Origin of the sequence: Gilliamella sp. B3817, assembly GCF_026536705.1 — a bacterium.
Classification (GTDB): Bacteria; Pseudomonadota; Gammaproteobacteria; order Enterobacterales; family Orbaceae; genus Gilliamella; species Gilliamella apicola_I.
Genome location: NZ_JAFNNV010000013.1, coordinates 13,201 through 33,042, shown reverse-complemented (window position 1 = coordinate 33,042; position 19,842 = coordinate 13,201). Strand labels below are relative to the sequence as shown.

The 19,842-nt window shown below is 38.7% G+C and carries 15 protein-coding genes; 5 read left to right on the top strand and 10 right to left on the bottom strand.

The annotated features are described in order from the left end of the window. The 10 genes from J3U36_RS11105 to parE all read right to left on the bottom strand — a co-directional run. The coding region (locus J3U36_RS11105) for a GTP-binding protein (RefSeq protein WP_267385911.1) at nucleotides 1-442 on the bottom strand (442 nt) is incomplete at its 3' end. 68 nt (nucleotides 443-510) lie between these two features. Next, the gene (gene fusA / locus J3U36_RS11100) at nucleotides 511-2,616 is read right to left on the bottom strand and encodes an elongation factor G (protein WP_065559622.1); all 2,106 of its coding nucleotides are present in this window, start codon (nucleotides 2,614-2,616) and stop codon (nucleotides 511-513) included. 109 nt (nucleotides 2,617-2,725) lie between these two features. Continuing rightward, nucleotides 2,726-3,196: a 30S ribosomal protein S7 gene (rpsG, locus tag J3U36_RS11095; RefSeq protein WP_065559623.1), complete on the bottom strand. Its 471-nt coding sequence runs from the start codon at nucleotides 3,194-3,196 to the stop codon at nucleotides 2,726-2,728. Between the two features lie 99 nt (nucleotides 3,197-3,295). Beyond that, nucleotides 3,296-3,670, bottom strand: coding sequence for a 30S ribosomal protein S12 (gene rpsL, locus J3U36_RS11090; protein WP_025316630.1), 375 nt, complete (start codon nucleotides 3,668-3,670; stop codon nucleotides 3,296-3,298). A 301-nt stretch (nucleotides 3,671-3,971) separates the two neighbouring features. Then, complete coding sequence (locus J3U36_RS11085) at nucleotides 3,972-5,282, bottom strand: NCS2 family permease (RefSeq protein ID WP_267378877.1); 1,311 nt, start codon at nucleotides 5,280-5,282, stop codon at nucleotides 3,972-3,974. A gap of 543 nt (nucleotides 5,283-5,825) precedes the next feature. After that, nucleotides 5,826-7,394 (bottom strand): TerC family protein, encoded by a 1,569-nt coding sequence (locus tag J3U36_RS11080; RefSeq protein ID WP_416379826.1) that lies wholly within the window; start codon nucleotides 7,392-7,394, stop codon nucleotides 5,826-5,828. 142 nt (nucleotides 7,395-7,536) lie between these two features. Continuing rightward, nucleotides 7,537-8,979: a TrkH family potassium uptake protein gene (locus J3U36_RS11075; protein ID WP_065559645.1), complete on the bottom strand. Its 1,443-nt coding sequence runs from the start codon at nucleotides 8,977-8,979 to the stop codon at nucleotides 7,537-7,539. 14 nt (nucleotides 8,980-8,993) lie between these two features. Then, nucleotides 8,994-9,845, bottom strand: a complete 852-nt coding sequence (gene djlA / locus J3U36_RS11070) for a co-chaperone DjlA (RefSeq protein WP_220216063.1) — start codon at nucleotides 9,843-9,845, stop codon at nucleotides 8,994-8,996. Nucleotide 9,846: 1 nt separating this feature from the next. Further along, complete coding sequence (gene parC / locus J3U36_RS11065; RefSeq protein ID WP_267378884.1) at nucleotides 9,847-12,075, bottom strand: DNA topoisomerase IV subunit A; 2,229 nt, start codon at nucleotides 12,073-12,075, stop codon at nucleotides 9,847-9,849. 27 nt (nucleotides 12,076-12,102) lie between these two features. Further along, nucleotides 12,103-13,992, bottom strand: coding sequence for a DNA topoisomerase IV subunit B (gene parE / locus J3U36_RS11060; RefSeq protein WP_065559628.1), 1,890 nt, complete (start codon nucleotides 13,990-13,992; stop codon nucleotides 12,103-12,105). A gap of 233 nt (nucleotides 13,993-14,225) precedes the next feature. On the opposite strand from parE, the gene J3U36_RS11055 reads away from it, so the two are divergent. From J3U36_RS11055 to ubiA, 5 genes are all read left to right on the top strand, one after another. Then, the gene (locus tag J3U36_RS11055; RefSeq protein WP_267378887.1) at nucleotides 14,226-16,673 is read left to right on the top strand and encodes a DMSO/selenate family reductase complex A subunit; all 2,448 of its coding nucleotides are present in this window, start codon (nucleotides 14,226-14,228) and stop codon (nucleotides 16,671-16,673) included. A gap of 14 nt (nucleotides 16,674-16,687) precedes the next feature. After that, complete coding sequence (locus tag J3U36_RS11050; RefSeq protein ID WP_267385910.1) at nucleotides 16,688-17,308, top strand: DMSO/selenate family reductase complex B subunit; 621 nt, start codon at nucleotides 16,688-16,690, stop codon at nucleotides 17,306-17,308. 1 nt (nucleotide 17,309) lies between these two features. Further along, nucleotides 17,310-18,149: a dimethyl sulfoxide reductase anchor subunit family protein gene (locus J3U36_RS11045; protein ID WP_267378892.1), complete on the top strand. Its 840-nt coding sequence runs from the start codon at nucleotides 17,310-17,312 to the stop codon at nucleotides 18,147-18,149. Between the two features lie 61 nt (nucleotides 18,150-18,210). Further along, complete coding sequence (locus J3U36_RS11040) at nucleotides 18,211-18,771, top strand: TorD/DmsD family molecular chaperone (RefSeq protein WP_267378895.1); 561 nt, start codon at nucleotides 18,211-18,213, stop codon at nucleotides 18,769-18,771. A 108-nt stretch (nucleotides 18,772-18,879) separates the two neighbouring features. Continuing rightward, nucleotides 18,880-19,710: a 4-hydroxybenzoate octaprenyltransferase gene (ubiA, locus tag J3U36_RS11035; protein ID WP_267378898.1), complete on the top strand. Its 831-nt coding sequence runs from the start codon at nucleotides 18,880-18,882 to the stop codon at nucleotides 19,708-19,710. The last annotated feature ends 132 nt before the right edge of the window (nucleotides 19,711-19,842 follow it).

Here is a 19,842-nt window from a genome sequence, read left to right as displayed (position 1 = left end):
CTAATAACTCTTCATCATCAACCATATCACATTTGTTTAAGAATACGATGATGTAAGGAACACCTACTTGACGACCTAAAAGGATGTGCTCACGAGTTTGTGGCATAGGACCATCAGTTGCTGCTACTACTAAAATAGCACCGTCCATTTGCGCTGCACCGGTGATCATGTTTTTAACATAGTCAGCATGGCCTGGGCAGTCTACGTGTGCGTAGTGACGAGTTGGTGTATCGTATTCAACGTGTGAAGTATTGATGGTAATACCACGTGCTTTTTCTTCTGGTGCGTTATCGATTTGATCGAATGCACGAGCTTGTCCGCCGTATTTTTTAGCAAGAACAGACGTAATTGCAGCAGTTAAAGTTGTTTTACCATGGTCAACGTGGCCGATTGTACCAACGTTAACGTGGGGTTTTGTACGTTCAAATTTTTCTTTAGACATCTTAATGTTCCTTTATTAAATCACTTCCCTCATTTTGTAGGGAAGTGTTACTTTATTTATATAAATAATTATTTCGCTTTACGAGCTTCAATAATTGCTGTTACGATGTTTGAAGGTGCTTCGTTATACTTCAAGAACTCCATAGAGTAAGAAGCACGACCTTGTGTTTGTGAACGAAGGTCTGTCGCATAGCCAAACATTTCTGAAAGAGGTACTTGCGCACGAACAGTTTTACCTGTTGCAGTATCATCCATTCCTTCGATCATACCACGACGACGGTTTAAGTCACCGATAACGTCACCCATATAATCTTCAGGGGTTTCAACTTCTACTTTCATAATTGGTTCTAAAAGCACAGGTTTAGCTTTCATGAAGCCTTCTTTAAATGCCATTGATGCGGCAAGTTTAAAGGCAATTTCAGATGAGTCGACATCATGGTAAGAACCAAAATGTAAACGCACACCGAGATCCACAACTGGATAGCCAGCTAAAGGCCCTGATTTCAATTGCTCTTGGATACCTTTATCTACTGCAGGAATAAATTCACCCGGAATTACCCCACCTTTGATTTCGTTAACAAATTCGTAACCAGCACCACCCGCTTCTAATGGATACATGTCGATAACAACATGACCGTATTGACCACGACCACCAGATTGTTTTGCATGTTTTCCTTCGATGTCTTTAACTGTTGTACGAATTGTTTCACGGTAAGCAACTTGAGGTTTACCGACATTCGCTTCAACGTTAAATTCACGTTTCATACGGTCTACGATGATTTCAAGATGTAATTCACCCATACCAGCAATGATAGTTTGGTTTGATTCTTCATCAGTCCAGACACGGAATGATGGATCTTCTTTTGCCAAACGACCTAAAGCGATACCCATTTTTTCTTGGTCAGCTTTAGTTTTTGGTTCAACTGCAACCGAGATAACCGGCTCAGGGAATTCCATTCTTTCAAGAATAATTGGTGAATTTTCAGCACAAAGCGTATCACCAGTTGTGACATCTTTAAGACCGATTGCTGCTGCAATGTCACCTGCACGAACTTCTTTGATTTCTTCACGTTTGTTCGCATGCATCTGTACGATACGACCAAAGCGTTCTTTACGATCTTTAACTGAGTTAAGCACTGAGTCACCAGAGTTAACTACACCAGAGTAAACGCGGAAGAAGGTTAAGTTACCAACAAATGGGTCAGTTGCAATTTTAAATGCAAGTGCAGCAAATGGTTCATCATCACTTGAATGACGTTCTGCTGGTTCACCATTTTGTAATTCACCTTTAATCGCAGGAACATCGGTTGGTGCAGGTAAATACTCAATAACTGCGTCAAGCATGAACTGAACGCCTTTATTTTTAAATGCACTACCACATGTTACCAAGATGATTTCGTTAGCAAGTACGCGTTCACGTAGTGCTTTTTTAACTTCTTCTTCAGTTAACTCATCACCACCTAGGTATTTTTCCATTAACTCTTCGTTAGCTTCTGCTGCAGCTTCGATTAAGTTTGCACGCCATTCTTCAACTTGCTCAACCATATCAGCTGGTACATCTTCATAAGTAAAGGTTGTACCTTGGTCTGCATCATTCCAGTTAATTGCTTTACGTTTAAGTAAATCAACAACACCAGTAAAGCCTTCTTCAGCACCGATTGGTAATACTAATGGAACAGGCACTGCCGCTAAACGTGTTTTGATTTGCTCAACCACACGTAAGAAGTTAGCACCCATACGGTCCATTTTGTTTACAAATGCGATACGCGGAACTTTATATTTGTTAGCTTGGCGCCATACTGTTTCTGATTGAGGTTGAACACCACCAACCGCACAGTAAACCATTACTGCACCATCAAGAACACGCATAGAACGTTCAACTTCGATGGTGAAGTCAACGTGTCCTGGGGTGTCGATGATATTGATACGGTGTGGTTCAAATTGTTGTCCCATACCAGACCAGAATGCAGTTGTAGCCGCAGACGTGATAGTGATACCACGTTCTTGTTCTTGTTCCATCCAGTCCATGGTAGCTGCGCCATCATGAACCTCACCAATTTTGTGACTTACGCCAGTGTAAAACAAAATACGTTCAGTAGTTGTCGTTTTACCTGCGTCAATATGTGCACTGATACCGATATTACGGTAGCGTGCTATAGGGGTTGTACGAGCCATATTAATCCTCTATTTAGAATCGTTTGCTTAATAAAATATCATTTAGGTTGACTGACAGTAGATATGTTCTGTCAGTCTAATTTCAAGCCACTTAATACCAGTGGAAAGATTACCAACGATAGTGTGCAAACGCTCTATTAGCCTCAGCCATACGATGAACATCTTCGCGTTTTTTCACAGCAGTGCCTTTGTTTTCAAAAGCATCCATAAGTTCATTCGCAAGGCGTAGAGCCATTGATTTATCGCCACGTTTACGAGCAGCTTCTACAATCCAACGCATTGCAAGTGCATTACGACGAACAGGGCGCACTTCAACAGGAACTTGGTATGTAGAACCACCAACGCGACGAGACTTAACTTCTACAGTTGGTCTTACGTTATCTAGTGCAACTTCGAAAGCTGCTAAGTGGTCTTTTCCACTACGCTCAGCTAATTTATCAAGAGCTGAATATACGATTGATTCTGCGATAGATTTTTTACCATCTATCATTAAAATATTTACAAATTTCGCCAGCAAATCTGAACCGAATTTCGGATCAGGTAGAATTTTTCTTTGACCGACAACATGACGACGTGGCATTGGAATACTCCGTTTATATGTTATAAATTTTCAGGTTTACCCAAAACTCAAATGAGTTAAATGGAATTATATAGTTTGGCCTTACTTAACGGAGTTCCATTAAGCTTTAGGTCGTTTTACACCGTATTTAGAACGGCTTTGTTTGCGATCTTTAACACCTGCGCAGTCTAATGCACCACGAACAGTGTGATAACGAACACCAGGTAAATCTTTAACACGACCACCGCGGATTAAAATCACGCTATGTTCTTGCAAGTTATGACCTTCACCACCGATGTAAGAAGTAACTTCAAAACCGTTGGTTAAACGTACACGGCATACTTTACGTAATGCTGAGTTAGGTTTTTTCGGTGTAGTCGTGTAAACACGAGTACAAACACCGCGTTTTTGCGGGCATGCTTCAAGGGCAGGAACGTTGCTTTTAACTTCCTTAAGTGCTCTTGGTTTGCGTACCAGCTGATTAATTGTTGCCATTAATAAGCTCCTGATTAATTAAAATAAATTTAAAATTGCATTTTAGATACGTAATTAATAACTGTAGACCAAAACCTAAATATATAAGTTTTGGGTCGCAAGATTCTAGACCTCAACAAGGATAATGTCAAGTTTTTGCTCGCATTTAACTATCGAACATAGACTTTATTCATTGGTAAGAAAATGCCCAATAAATGAGTAATAAAAAGTTTCACTTTTTAAGTGTACGCCAATTGAAAGGGGGATATATTAGTTAAAGATTGAGGGGGGCCTCATCAATAGCATTGATGAGGAATGACGATTAATGATGATCGATAAAGATAAATTTAAGTGCAAATAGTACAGCAAAAATGATGACACAAAGATTGAGTTCTTTAAATTTACCGGTAAAGGTTTTTAATGCCACATAAGAGATAAAACCAAGTGCAACCCCTTCAGTAATGGCGAAAGCAAAAGGCATCATTAAGGCAGTAATAAAGGCAGGTGTTGCGTCAGTTAAATCAGACCAGTTAACTTTCACTAAACTTGATACCATTAAGATTCCCACAAATATGAGTGCGCCAGATGTTGCATAAGTCGGAACTAAATGCGCTAAAGGTGATAAGAATGTCATCATTAAAAATAAAATCCCAACGACAACAGCAGTTAAACCGGTGCGACCACCTACGGAAATACCCGCTGAACTTTCAATGTAAGTGAGAACTGATGATGTCCCAAAAAGCCCACCAAGTGAAGAGCTGAAACTATCAATTAATAATGCTTGACGCATTTTAGGAAAGCGTCCTTTTTCGTCTGAAATGCCAGCTTTGTCGGTCAAGGCTAAAATCGTACCTGATGAATCAAATAAGCTGACGATCATGACGGAAAATATCACGCCCATTATACCGATATTAAGCGAACCGGCTAAATCAACATGACCAACTACGCTTGAAACACTTGGTGGAATAGAGGCGACGCCTTCATAATGAATATTAGGATCCAGCCACAGAGCAAGTAATGTGACCACGAGAATAGAGATTAGAACCGCAGCATGGAAGTTGCGCGCAGCTAAAATAATAATAATGAAAAAACCCAGAGAACCTAATAAGACTTTAAGAGATAGAATATTGCCTAAGGTTAATAATGTTGATGGAGAACTAACCACAATCCCCATATTTTGAAAGCCCATAAACGCAATAAATAGTCCAATACCCGCACTGATACCAACACGTAAACATTGTGGAATATGTTCTATTAGCCAATGGCGAACTTTAAAAAGGGATAGTGCAAAAAAGATTAACGATCCCCAAAATATTGCGCCCATTCCCACCTGCCAAGAATAGCCCATTGCGCCACACATGCCATAGGCAAAAAATACATTGAGTCCCATAGCAGGCGCCAACGCTATCGGTAAATTAGCAAACATGCCCATTAAAATCGATGCAAAGGCTGTTACTAAACAGGTTAATACAAATACTGCTGAGGTGTCCATGCCTGTTGCCGACAAAATGGAAGGATTAACAAAGATGATATAGACCATAGTAAGAAATGTCGTACATCCTGCAATCACTTCAGTACCAATGGTGGTTTTTTTTGCTTTCAATTGAAATATTTTTTCGAATATTGAATTCATAAGTTAAGGCCTAGTTTAGGTTAATAATAATGAATATTTGTATAATGCCATAACCACACTTTTGCTTATCATTAGTGAAGCGTGACAATTGTGGTGATTGGCGTGCTTATACAGTACAAAATTCACTGCATTATTATTACTGGTTCTTTTAACAGGTCAAGCATTATTCTGCTCAGTCTTTATTGATAAATACCTGTATTAAAAACTGACTTTAATAGTAAATTTCATATAGTCATTAAGTTGCGATGATGAAATAGTAAATCCTGATTAAATTAATCATAATTTATCTGCGTATTTTATAGCATCTTTAAATAGATAGTAGGATAGGTATTTCCCTGTTTTTGGTTAACTCATCTGTTTATAGCGTAATGGAGACAAATCTAATCACTTGTTATTGTTTTGTTAGAAAACGAAAATAATCCTTAAAACCAATTGTTCAACATCTAATGTTGGATTTTTAATGAGGATAAAGAATATTGAATGGTTTTTTAAGATATCGTAACTCATTAATAATGAGTTACGATGGAGTATGCCCTTGGTTCATTAAATTGAATCAAGTTTGTTCAGAGTAATTTTAACTTTTAAAATACGATGGCTTTCAATTTCAGCTATTTCAAATAGGTAATCACCTATTTGCATGGTCTCACCGACTTCAAGTAAATGCTGTGCTTTTTCCATCAATAATCCTGCAAGAGTATGATATTCACGTTTATCATCAATTGGGATTGGAACAAATCGAACCAACTCTTCAACCGGAATATAGCCATTGGCAATCCACGTATTATCATCCAGACATTGAATATCATGTTTGGCGTCAATTTCTTCCTCTTCGGTTGGAAAATCGCCAGCGATAGTTTCGATGATGTCGGTGACTGAAACCACGCCTTGCATGGAACCAAATTCATCAACTACAAAAGCAAAATGGGTTTTGGCTTTTTTAAATTGTTCTAACGCAACAAGTAACGATACCGTTTCGGGAAAGATTAGCGGTTGCTTAATTAAAGCGTTAATATCGATTGGCTCTTTATTTTGCAAAACATCTTTTAACAGGTCGTTAACTTGAATAATGCCTAAAGGTTCATCAATCGACGCATTATCAGTCACGACTAATCGTGAATGAGGATTTTCAAAAATCTCTTTCAAAATTGTTTCACGGTCGTCATTGATATTAACCATATCAACATCTAACCTTGCTGTCATAATACTGCTGACCGATCGCTGTGCCAGTCCAAGGACGCGTTCAACCATGTTGAGTTCTTGATGGTTAAAGACAGATTCTTTTTTATTGTTATCTGACACCGTATCAATTGTGTGAGTATCCGGATCTTCTTCAACATCGCCTTTCAGTAGATGTAAGATCGCTTCGGCAGTCCGTTCTCGCAATGGTTTTTTATTCAATGCTTTACGACGATTGAATATGGCTAACTGATTAAAAAACTCAATCATGATTGAAAAACCAATAGCGGCATATAAGTAGCCTTTTGGAATGGCAAAACCAAATCCTTCCGCAACTAAACTAAAGCCGATCATTAACAAAAAGCTCAAGCAAAGAATAACGATGGTGGGATGCGAATTGACAAAAAAGGCTAACGGTTTACTTGCGACCATCATAATGCAAATTGCCACACAAACGGCAATAATCATGACTGGAATATTTTCAACCATACCGACCGCAGTAATCACAGAATCGAGAGAAAACACGGCATCTAAAATAACGATTTGAACAACGACAGTCCAAAAGTGTGAGGTTTTTTTCGATTTTCCTTCTTCGTGAGCTGCACCTTCAAGACGTTCATTGAGTTCCATGGTGGCTTTAAACAGTAAAAATATGCCTCCCACTAACATAATGAGTTGGCGAGCATTGAAACTAATACCAAACGCTGTAAATAGTGGTGTCGTGAGTGTAACCAGCCAGCCGGTGAACATTAATAAAATAATGCGAGTAATTAATGCAAAAGCAAGACCAGTGATGCGTGCTTTATCGCGTTGGTGTGGTGGAAGCTTCTCGGCAAGAATGGCAATAAAAACAATGTTATCAATACCAAGGACGATTTCAAGTACAATCAGGGTGGATAAACCAATCCAGATTGTAGGATCCATGATCCATTCCATATGTCAGGTGATTACCTCTAATAAACACAGCACATGCTGCGTTCTAATTTTCTATGTAATTGACTAAATAATCAATAAAATATTTATGAATTTTGCATAATTTGGCAAAAAGTTTTATTTTTATGGGTGTTTGAGTTTAAGGTTAACTTCGCCAAAATGTTGGTGTAAAAAGGACTAATAATGTAAATATCTCTAGTCGTCCAAATAGCATATCGACCACCATCACCCATCTTACCACATCACTGACATGCGCAAAATTATCACTGACACTACCAAGCCCCACACCTAAATTATTCAGTGAAGAGGCAACAATATAAAAAGAGTCGGTTGCATCAACGCCTGTTGCCATGATGATAAACAAACTAATTAGAAAAACTAAAGCATAAGCAGAAAAGAATCCCCAAACTGATTCGATAATTCGTTCAGGTACAACTCGATGATTAAGTTTTAAGGTATAGATAGCGTTTGGATGAATTAATCGTTTTAGCTCACGCGAACCTTGCATAAATAAAAGTAGTACTCTGACCACTTTTAAGCCCCCCCCTGTCGAACCGGCACAACCACCAATGAACGAGGCACAAAGTAGAAAAATAGGTAATGATGAAGGCCAAGTATTAATATCATCTACAGAAAATCCGGCTGTCGATGATATGGACACGACTTGTAAGATAATTTTATCAATACTAAGGCGATGAGGTTTATAGAAAAAGATAACCACTGCGCATATGGCAATCAGTATCAATAGAATGAAAATAAAGGTTCTAAACTCTTGGTCTCGCCAGTAAACTTTTATTGAAAAACCGCTTAATGCGGCAAAATGGAGCGCAAAGTTACAGCCAGATAAGATTAAAAATAGGGTAACAATATAGTTGATTGCCGGGCTATTAAAGTAAGCCAAATTATCATCATGGGTGGAAAATCCCCCCATTGAAATCGTTGAAAAGCTGTGGGAGATAGCATCAAATACATTCATGCCTGCAAACCACAAGCAGATTGCGCATAGTGTGGTAAGTAGAATATAGATAGACCAAAGGGTTTTTGCTGTTTCGGCAATACGTGGGCGCATTTTACTGTCTTTTTGTGGGCCGGGAATTTCAGCACGATAAAGTTGCATCCCCCCAACACCTAATAACGGTAGGATAGCAACCGCTAACACGATTATCCCCATTCCGCCAAGCCATTGCAGTAATTGTCGATAAAACAGTAACGCTTTAGGTAAATGGTCTAACTTCACAATGGTGGTTGCCCCCGTTGTTGTTAGACCAGAAAATGATTCGAAAAATGCTGTCGTTAAGTTTAAATTAATGTGATTATCAAAAATAAATGGAAAAGCGCCAATTGTGCCTAACACAACCCAAAATAGCACCACAATAAAAAAGCCTTCACGGGTGTTAAGTTCGTGACGTTGGTGTCGATTTGGTAACCACAACAAGCCGCCTAAAATCAAGGCAGCAAAAAAAGAACGAAGAAATATCGCACCAGCGCCATCACGATAAATTAATGCGACTAGAGCAGGTAATAACATGAAAACAGATAATAATGTTATCAATAATCCTACAATTCGAATAATTGAACGCCAATGCATCATCGTTGTTGTCTCTATTTAAATCCGCGCGATACTTTTATGAGATCATAAGCAGCTTGAATCTCTTGAGCGCGTTTTTTGGCAGCTTCAAGCATCTCTTTAGGTAAGCCTTTTGACACTAACTTATCGGGATGATGCTCATTCATTAGTTTTCGATATGCTTTTTTTATTTCTGTAATTTCGGCTGATGATTCGATACCTAAAATTTTGTATGCATTTTGCAGATCTGATTGTGCTGAACGACCTTGATAGCCCTGATGTTGATGATTTTGTTGATATTGGTAATGCTGATCTTGGTATTGATTTTGGTGATAACCATTTTGACGAAAATGGTAGCTTCCCATCATCATTTTAATATACATGGTCATTTGTTGACGAGGAATATTAAATTCTTCTGCCACAATATACAATATTTGTGACTCTTTTTCATCTAAATGACCATCAACCAATGCCGCTTGAATGAGTTGTTCACAAAAAATATTTAACACATTACGTCGAAAGCGGTATTGAATATATATCTCTTTTAAACGAGCTCGAAGAGGGTAATCCGCAGCTTTACCTCGATTAAATGAGTCTTGCGCAAGTCGTCGACTGTTGCTATCAAGTTGTAGTCTATCCATAAAATGGCGTGCAAGATTGATGTCATCTTGTGTGACCACGCCTTTTGCTTTACTGAGATGACCAAGTACTTCAAAAACAATGGTTAAATATAAAGTTGGATTAGTTTGCGTTCTTTGCTGGTTTAACTTGTTACAAAGGGTTTGATAGAGCATTGGACCAACAAAAAATCCAAGTAAATAACCCCATCCCGATTTTAATACAATGCTTAATACAAAGCCTGTAATAATCGCCCAAATAAAAGACATACTATTTGTTTACCTCAATTCGATCTATTTTTTGTAGTCCACGTGGTAAAGCGCTACCTTTACGAGCTCGTTCTGCCCTAAATTTTTGTAAATCAACAGGATTTAGGGTAAGTTTGCGTTTGCCAACATATAAGGTGATGGATGTTTCCGGTGTAATTAAAATCATATAGGCAAGGCTGTCATCTGCATTGGATAATGAGATAATTTTGTTTCCTTTGCCTTTTGCCAGTTCGGGGAGATCTTTTACAGGGAAAATAAGCATCCGTCCTGCTTGGGTAATGGATAAAAGTAAGCTTTCGTCATTTGAAATTTCAATAGGCGTGAGTACTTTTGCATTATTCGGTAGATTAATTATGGCTTTACCGTTTCGGTTACGCGCGACTAAATCATTAAATTGACATATAAATCCATAACCCGCACTTGAGGCAAGTAAAAATTTTTGATTGTCATTCGCTGACATCAACACATGTTCAACGCTTGCACCAGCAGGTAATGCTAATTTACCCGTAAGTGGTTCGCCTTGTCCTCGCGCTGAAGGTAATGTATTGGGTTCAATAGCATAGCTACGGCCTGTTGAGTCAATAAATACCACAGGTTGATTACTTTTTCCTTTTGCGGCCGCTTTAAAACTATCGCCAGCTTTGTAGCTCAGTCCCGTTGGATCAATATCATGACCTTTAGCCGCTCTTACCCAACCCATTTCAGATAAGACAATGGTCACCGGTTCTGACGGTATTAGTTCTTGTTCGGTAATGGCTTTTGCTTCACTGCGTTCAACAATCGGAGAACGGCGTTCATCCCCGTATTTATCAGCGTCTTGTTGAAGCTCTTTTTTAATTAAACTATTCAATTTTCTAGGTGAACCGAGTAATGCTTGCAGCTGATCACGCTCTTTAGCAAGATCACTTTGCTCACCTTTGATACGCATCTCTTCAAGTTTAGCTAAATGGCGAAGTTTTAATTCTAAAATCGCTTCAGATTGGATTTCAGTTAAATTAAACCGTTGCATTAACTCTGTTTTAGGATCGTCTTCATAGCGAATAATATTAATGACTTCATCGATATTTAAAAAGGCGATAAGTAAACCATCTAAAATATGAAGGCGTTTTAATACTTTGTCTAAACGATAGTTTAAACGTCTGGTTACCGTATTACGACGATATTCTAACCATTCAGTTAAAATCTCAACTAACCCTTTGACGGATGGGCGATTGTCTAGCCCAATCATATTCATATTGACCCGATAGCTTTTTTCCAGATCAGTTGTGGCAAACAGGTGATTCATGACCTGTTCTAAGTCAACACGATTAGAGCGAGGTACAATGACGAGTCGTGTTGGATTCTCATGATCAGATTCATCACGTAAATCTTCAATTAATGGTAATTTTTTGGCACGCATTTGCGAGGCAATTTGCTCTAAAATTTTCGCACCAGAAACTTGATGTGGCAGATCAGTGATAACGATATCGCCTTCTTCTTTTTTCCATACGGCACGCATACGAATTGAGCCACGTCCCGTCTTATAGATTTTTTCTATATCTTGTGGTGGGGTGATGATTTCTGCTTCAGTTGGAAAGTCAGGCCCTTGTATGTGAGCCATCACTTCGCTTAGCGTAGCTTTCGGATTATCTGCCAGCATAATCGCTGCATTGGCCACTTCACAAATATTATGGGGTGGGATGTCGGTTGCCATCCCAACAGCAATACCTGTAGTACCATTTAATAGAATATTCGGTAATCTGGCCGGTAACATTTTTGGTTCTTGTAATGTACCGTCAAAATTCGGGGTGTAATCGACCGTACCTTGTCCTAATTCGCCTAATAGTAGTTCGGCATATTTAGATAGGCGTGATTCGGTATAACGCATTGCAGCAAAGGATTTTGGATCATCTGGCGCCCCCCAGTTACCTTGTCCGTCAACTAATGGATAACGGTAAGAAAATGGTTGTGCCATCAGTACCATTGCTTCATAACAGGCGCTATCACCATGTGGATGATATTTACCTAAAACGTCACCGACAGTACGTGCTGATTTTTTAAATTTAGCCTGAGCGTTAAGCCCTAATTCTGACATGGCATAAACGATACGGCGTTGCACTGGTTTTAAACCGTCACCAATAAAAGGTAGTGCACGATCCATAATGACATACATAGAGTAGTTTAAATAAGCGCTTTCTGTAAAGGTACGTAGCGACTGAACTTCTACTCCGTCATGAGTTATCTCACTCATTATTGTTCCTCTAAATCATTCTTTATGTTAGACATCAAGTTGGACTTGGTCACCTTTTTCTTGCAACCATTCACGGCGATCTTCCGAACGTTTTTTAGCAAGTAGCATATCCATTAACGCCATTGTTTCTTCTGAATTATCTAATGATAACTGTACTAGACGGCGAGTATTCGGATCCATCGTTGTTTCACGCAGTTGCAGTGGATTCATTTCACCGAGACCTTTAAAACGTTGTACATTTGGTTTGCCTTTTTTCCGTTTAAGTTGATCTAAAATTCCTTCTTTCTCTTCTTCATCTAAGGCGTAATGGACTTCTTTACCAAGATCGATACGATATAATGGTGGCATAGCAACAAAAACATGTCCGTGTTCGACCATTGCACGAAAGTGACGAACAAATAGCGCACAAAGTAGGGTGGCAATGTGTAAACCGTCAGAATCGGCATCGGCTAAAATACAGATTTTACCATATCGTAATTGGCTTAAATCATCACTATCAGGATCAATACCAATCGCGACCGAAATATCGTGGATTTCTTGAGAACCAAGGACTTCATCCGATGAGACTTCCCAAGTGTTTAGAATTTTACCTTTTAATGGCATTATCGCTTGATATTCCCGATCTCGAGCCTGTTTAGCTGAGCCACCTGCGGAATCGCCTTCCACTAAAAAAAGTTCAGTTCGACTTAAGTCTTGTGATGAACAGTCCGCAAGCTTGCCCGGTAATGCCGGACCGCTAGTTAATTTTTTACGAATAACTTTTTTTGAAGCTCTTAATCGTCGTTGTGCACTGGAAATCACCATTTCCGCTAGTAATTCAGCGGTTTGTACATGCTGATTTAACCACAAGCTAAAGGCATCTTTAACAATGGCAGATACAAATGCAGCACTTTGTCTGGATGATAAGCGCTCTTTGGTTTGTCCTGCAAATTGTGGCTCTTGCATTTTTACTGATAACACATAAGCACAGCGTTCCCAAATATCATCAGCCGTCAATTTTATGCCACGTGGTAACAAATTACGAAATTCACAAAATTCGCGCATTGCATCAAGCAGTCCTTGGCGTAAACCATTGACATGGGTACCACCTTGCACAGTAGGAATTAAGTTAACATAGCTTTCTGTTAACAGTTCGCCACCTTCCGGCATCCACAAGAGTGCCCATTCAACGGCTTCTGTATCACCGGTATGGCTGCCAGTAAATGGCTCTTCCGGTAGTAGTGAGTAACCACTGACGGATTCCATTAAGTAATCTTTTAAGCCATCTTGATAACACCAGCGTTGTTCGGTGTTATTAATTTTATCTTTAAAGATAATTTCAAGACCAGGACAAAGTACCGCTTTTGCTTTGAGTAGATGAGATAAACGGGGTACTGAAAATCTTGGTGAATCAAAATATTTTTCGTCTGGCCAAAAGTGAACTTTTGTGCCCGTGTTACGACGTCCACACGTACCAGTTACATGAAGATCTTCGACTTTTTCGCCATTTTCAAACGCAATTTGGTAAACTTGACCATCTCGGTTAACGGTCACTTCTACCCGTTTAGATAGCGCATTAACAACTGAGATACCCACACCATGAAGTCCACCAGAGAATTGATAATTTTTATTAGAAAATTTACCGCCAGCGTGTAAACGGCAAAGTAATAATTCAATAGCTGGTACTCCCTCTTCGGGATGAATATCAACAGGCATACCTCGCCCATCATCAATGACTTCTAATGAATTATCTTCATAAAGCGTGACTTTAACTTGACGAGCATGACCGGCTATCGCTTCATCGACACTATTATCGATAACCTCTTGCCCTAAATGATTTGGGCGAGCCGTGTCGGTATACATACCTGGACGATGACGAACAGGATCGAGCCCTTTTAAGACTTCAATATCAACAGCGTTATAAGTAGATTGTGACATAGTTTTTCTATTTATTCGAATAAATGACCTTATTATACCAATCTTTCTTTAAGATGCATGAAATTAAATTTATAATGAAAAGCAAATTCAGTATTTTTACCAAGTATGTATTGAGAATAATTGTTATTACCTTAATTTATTGATAGTTAAAGACGGTTTATGCCGTTTTCTATTTTATCAGCCCATCTAAAGTATTATGATAAATAAATCCCAAATAGACATAAGGGAACAAAATGAGCAAGTCAGATAATAAGATAACCCGACGAGATTTTTTACAAAAATCGTTAGCAATTGGGAGCGTTGCGGCATTAGCCAATACCATTCAATCCCCATTTGTGTACGCAGAACCTAACGTTAATGACAATGATAGTCTTGCCAGTTCGGATAATGAGGAAAAAATCGTCTATAGTGCTTGTTTAGTTAACTGTGGTAGTCGCTGTCCTCTAAAAGTCCATGTGAAGAATGATATTATTACTAAAATTTCTTCGGAAGACGGCATTAATGATCCTGTCTTTGGTCTGCATCAAATTCGTCCTTGCTTGCGAGGAAGAGCGGTACGTTGGCGAACTTACGATCCTGAGCGTTTAAAATATCCTATGGTGCGAGTGGGTAAGCGTGGTGAAGGTAAATTCAAACGTATTTCATGGAATGAAGCAATCGCTTTATTGGCAAATAAACTCAAGTATACCCTTAATCAATATGGCAACGAGTCTATTTATTATCAATATGGTACAGGTACTACAGGTGCAAATATTTCTGGGCGTAGTGCTTGTAAGCGATTCTTGAGTACGATTGGTGGTTACCTTAATTATCATGGTGATTATTCAAGTGGTCAAATAACCGCTATTCAACCTTATATTTATGGCAATGCAAAAGAGTCGTTAATAGACCAAATTAAACACTCTGATCTAGTGGTAATGTTTGGACAAAATATTGCTGAAACCAGAATGTCGGGTGGAGGGCAGGTGACCGAGCTATTCAATGCATTATCACAAAGTAAAGCAAGGGTGATTATTATTGATCCAAGGCGTAGTGAAAGTGTTGTGGGTTACAATGCTGAGTGGATTCCAATTATTCCTGGAACGGATGCCGCTTTAGTTGCTGCAATCGGTTATGCTTTACTAGAAGAAGATAGAATTGATGATGCAATGCTTAATCAATATTGTGTGGGCTGGAATGCTGACTCATTACCCGACAGTGCACCGCCTTTTAGTGATTTTAAATCTTATATTCTTGGATTAGGTGATGACAGAACGCCTAAAACCCCTGAATGGGCAGCTAAAAAAACCGGTATTTCAGCTAAACAAATTCGTCAGCTTGCATTAGATATTGTCAATGCTAAAGCGGCATGGATTTCTCAAGGTTGGGGGGCTCAGCGTTGGCAAAATGGTGAGCATACTACCCGAGCGATTATGATACTGCCAATTATCACGGGTCAGTTTGGTAAACAAGGTACTAATATCGGAACTTGGGGCGGAAGCGTGACTTATCCGGTTCCTGGTCTGAATCTGTTAAATCCGATTAAAACCAGTATTCCATTTTTTTTATGGACAAAAGCGATTGAAGAACCGCAGAACATGACAGCTAAAAATGCTTATATACTGGGTAAAGATAAATTGGATGTTGGTATCAAGTTTATCTGGAGCTATGCCAGTAATGTAATTGGTAATCAGCATGCCGATCTCAATCGAACCCATCAGATTTTACAAGATGAGTCGAAATGCGAATTTATCTTGGTTTGGGATACGCATATGACCGCTTCAGCAAGGTATGCCGATTTGTTATTACCTGATGTGTCATCAGTGGAAAATCATGATTTAATCAATAATTCCTATGCATCGGGCGCTTATCACTATGTGATTCGTATGCAACAAGCCATTAAGCCACTTTGGGAAAATCGTCCGGCTTATGATGTGCTAACCGAATTGTCTGAAAAAATGGGCGTTAAAGATAAATTTACGGAAGGACGAACACAAGAGGAGTGGATAGCGTATAGTTATGAAAGAATGCGCAAACAAAATCCTGATTTACCGTCTTTTGCCGAAACAGACGGTATGGGAGTTATTGATCGTAAATTAGCTGATAGTGATAATCACATTGCTTTAAAAGCATTTCGCGATGATCCCGTTAATCATCCGTTAAATACCCCATCGGGAAAAATTGAAATTTATTCTGAAGCCTTAGCAAAAATTGCGCGTGAATGGGAATTTGAGCAGGACGATAAACTTTATCCTATCCCAGCTTATTTACCTGCAATTGAAGGAAGTGAAGATAAGCTGAAACAAGAAAAATACCCGTTACAGTTAATTGGATTTCATATTAAAGGACATTGCCACTCGTCATATAGCAATCTTCCGCAATTGCGTGAGGCTGTTGCCAGTAGTCTGTGGATCAATCCCATTGATGCTCAGCAGAGACACATAAAGCATGGTCAATTAGTCGAAGTTTTTAACGATCGCGGTCGATTATATATACCTGCAAAAGTAACGCCACGTATATTACCCGGGGTGATTGCCATTCCACAAGGGTTGTGGGCAAAAACTAATGCAGTGGGTATCGATATTGGGGGGTGTGTCAATCGATTAACTTCATTGCGTCCTTCAGTATTGGCAAAATCAAATTCACAACATACCAATTTGGTTGATATCAAACCAATATCCAGTATGTCTTCGGCATCATAAGTCACAGGGAGATGATGAAAATGCAATATGGATTCTTTATTGATTCTTCCAAATGTACTGGATGTAAAACCTGCCAAGTCAGTTGTAAAGACGAGAAAGATAATGCGCTTGGGGTGCATTTTCGCCGAGTCTATGAATATGGTGGTGGCACATGGCAGCAAGTAGCTGGAATTTGGCAGAATGATACATTTACTTATTATTTGTCGATCGCCTGTAACCATTGTGATGAGCCGACTTGCGTACAAGGCTGCCCTACGGGGGCAATGCACAAACGCAAGCAAGATGGCTTAGTGGTTGTCAATCAAGATGTGTGTATCGGGTGTCGGTATTGTGAAATGCGTTGTCCTTATGGTGCACCACAGTATGATCATCAAAAGCGTGTCATGTCAAAATGCGATGGCTGTTATGAACGTGTCGCCGAAGGATTAAAGCCCGTGTGTGTCGAATCTTGTCCGCAACATGCTTTAGATTTTGACGAGATAGGCAAATTACGTGAACGTTATGGTAATGAACGTAATATTGCTCCTTTGCCTAATGCTGAGCTAACTAAACCCAATATTGTGATTAAACCCCATGCACAAGCTAAGAGTTCGGGTGATACAGTGGGTAAAGTGCTCAATCCAGAGGAGGTTTAATATGCATGAATTACCACTCGTTTTTTTTACGGTATTGGGGCAATTATCTGCGGGAATGGTATTGCTGAGTAGCTTGTCTTGTTTCATCAATCATTCACAAGCTAAACAAGTTATTAGACAAAAAATTAATGGGTTAGCACTGCTTTTTATGGCTCTTGGTATGCTAATTGCCTCATTCCATTTGGGGCATCCTATGCGTGCCTTCAATGTGATTTTGGGTATCGGTCGTTCGCCAATGAGTAATGAAATTTTTACCTTTGGTGTATTGTTTGGAGTCACGCTTGTATCCTTGTTACTCAATTATTTTGCCCTTTATCCCAATAGTGAAAAACTTGATATGATTAAGCCGCTTTGTTTAAAGATAAATCGCATCCCTTATATAAATCAATTATTAGCGATCGTGTTGATGATACTAAGTTTAGTGTTTGTTTGGACGATTGTTTTAACGTATAGATTACCCACAGTGAAAACGTGGGACACCGTTTATACACCGATTCAAATGTATCTAACGATGCTGGCATTAGGTGGTATTGCTAGTGCTAGGGTTGGGCTATATCGATTAGGAACTGGTGCTTTTATTATTGGCGTTTTATTAATTGTGCTATCAAAGGTACCTTATTTTAATTTAATGACTTCAATCAGTCCGGCGCTGGCTAATGCGCAATTGAGTTGGATGATAATCGAGTGTATTTTATTAATCGTGGCGCTAATGTTGATTATTTTTAGTTGTTGGCGAACAAAACATATGACGATACTTTGTACTACAGCCTTTGCTTGTATTTTTTTGGGGGAGGTTTGTGGACGCATTGCATTTTATAATTTATGGACAATACCGCTATAATCATTGAAGCTAATAACTCATAGCAAATTAAGTCATTTTATAATGAATAAGAGAGATAAGATTGGATAATCTAACTACCGCCACCTTAGCAAAAATCATTGGGGCATTTTTTTACTATTCTCCTCGGAGCGAAACCGTCAAACCGTTGATTGAGGCGTTACTCCATATCGATCAGCTGGCTAATTGGCAAAATCCCAAATTAATTTGTCAGCAATGTCAAAGATTGGCGGCAGAATTATCCCATCAAGATCTTGATTATCAATTTTCACTGTTATTTGAAGGACAAGGTGAAATGCTTGCACCCCCTTGGGGATCGGTTTATTTGGATCAAGAAAAGTTATTAATGGGGGAATCACAAGAACGTTATCGTGAATTTTTACAGCAACAAGGGTTAATGCTGTCTACTGGTATGAATGAGCCTGAAGATCAGTTTGGATTAATGTTAATGGCATTTGCATTACTGCTGGAAAAAAATCAGCCACAAACAGCAAAACAATTATTAAATGAACATCTATTTACGTGGTCTGCTTACTATTTAAACCAATTAAAACATAATCAAATTAGTCCGTTTTATGCTGCTCTTGCCGTTATTGCAGAACAATATTTAGAGATGCTTAAATGAGCCTGCTTGTTAATTGTAGCAATTAATTTGACTCAATTATTGAGAGCGTTACAGTTTTTGAAGGAAAAGGTATAATTTACCCATTGTTATATAAGATAGAAATCAGATATGTTAGCTTATTTACAACTTATGCGGTTAGATAAACCAATTGGAATCTTGCTATTGCTTTGGCCAACTATAACGGCAATTTGGCTTGCAAATCCTCATCCGCCAGTTGAACTTGTTGTTATCTTTGTACTGGGTGTTGTTGTGATGCGAGCGGCAGGGTGTGTGGTAAATGATTATGCCGATCGCCATTTTGATGCGCATGTGGAGCGAACCCAACACCGTCCGTTAGCGCAAGGTGTGTTAACCGCAAAGAATGCTTTATGGACATTATTGATATTGTTGTTAATGGCTGCTTGTTTATTATTCTTTTTAAATGCTTTGTCGTGGATGATTGCTGGCTGTGCATTGTTAACTGCAATGATTTACCCGTTTATGAAGCGTTATACCTACTTTCCGCAAATAGTATTAGGGATTGCATTTAGTTGGAGCATTCCAATGGTCTATGCGGCCACAATTGAACAGTTCCCGTTAACCTGTTGGTTATTGTGTTTGGCAAATATTTGTTGGACAGTTGCTTATGATACGGAATATGCCATGGTTGATCGCAATGATGATATCAAAATTGGCATTAAATCAATGGCTGTTTTGTTTGGGCACTATGATAAATTGATAATTGGCATTTTACAGATAATAACGGTGATTTGCTTGATAATTATTGGTTTGAATCATCATCTGTCTTTTATTTACTATAGTGGAATATCGATCATGTCGTTACTGTTTCTTTATCAACAATGGTTAATAAACGATCGTGATAGAACTCGATGCTTCAAAGCTTTTCAAAATAATAATTATGTTGGTTTAGTGATGTTTTTAAGTGTTGTTATTGTTTAATAATTATTAGAAACAGTAATACCAAAAGTTGAAAATTCTTAAGAATAAAACAAAAAGGGATTTTTATCTTATTTGTCTAAAAATTCCCTTTTTAACAAAATAACGGCTTATTTTGTTGAAGTTAAACGCCGT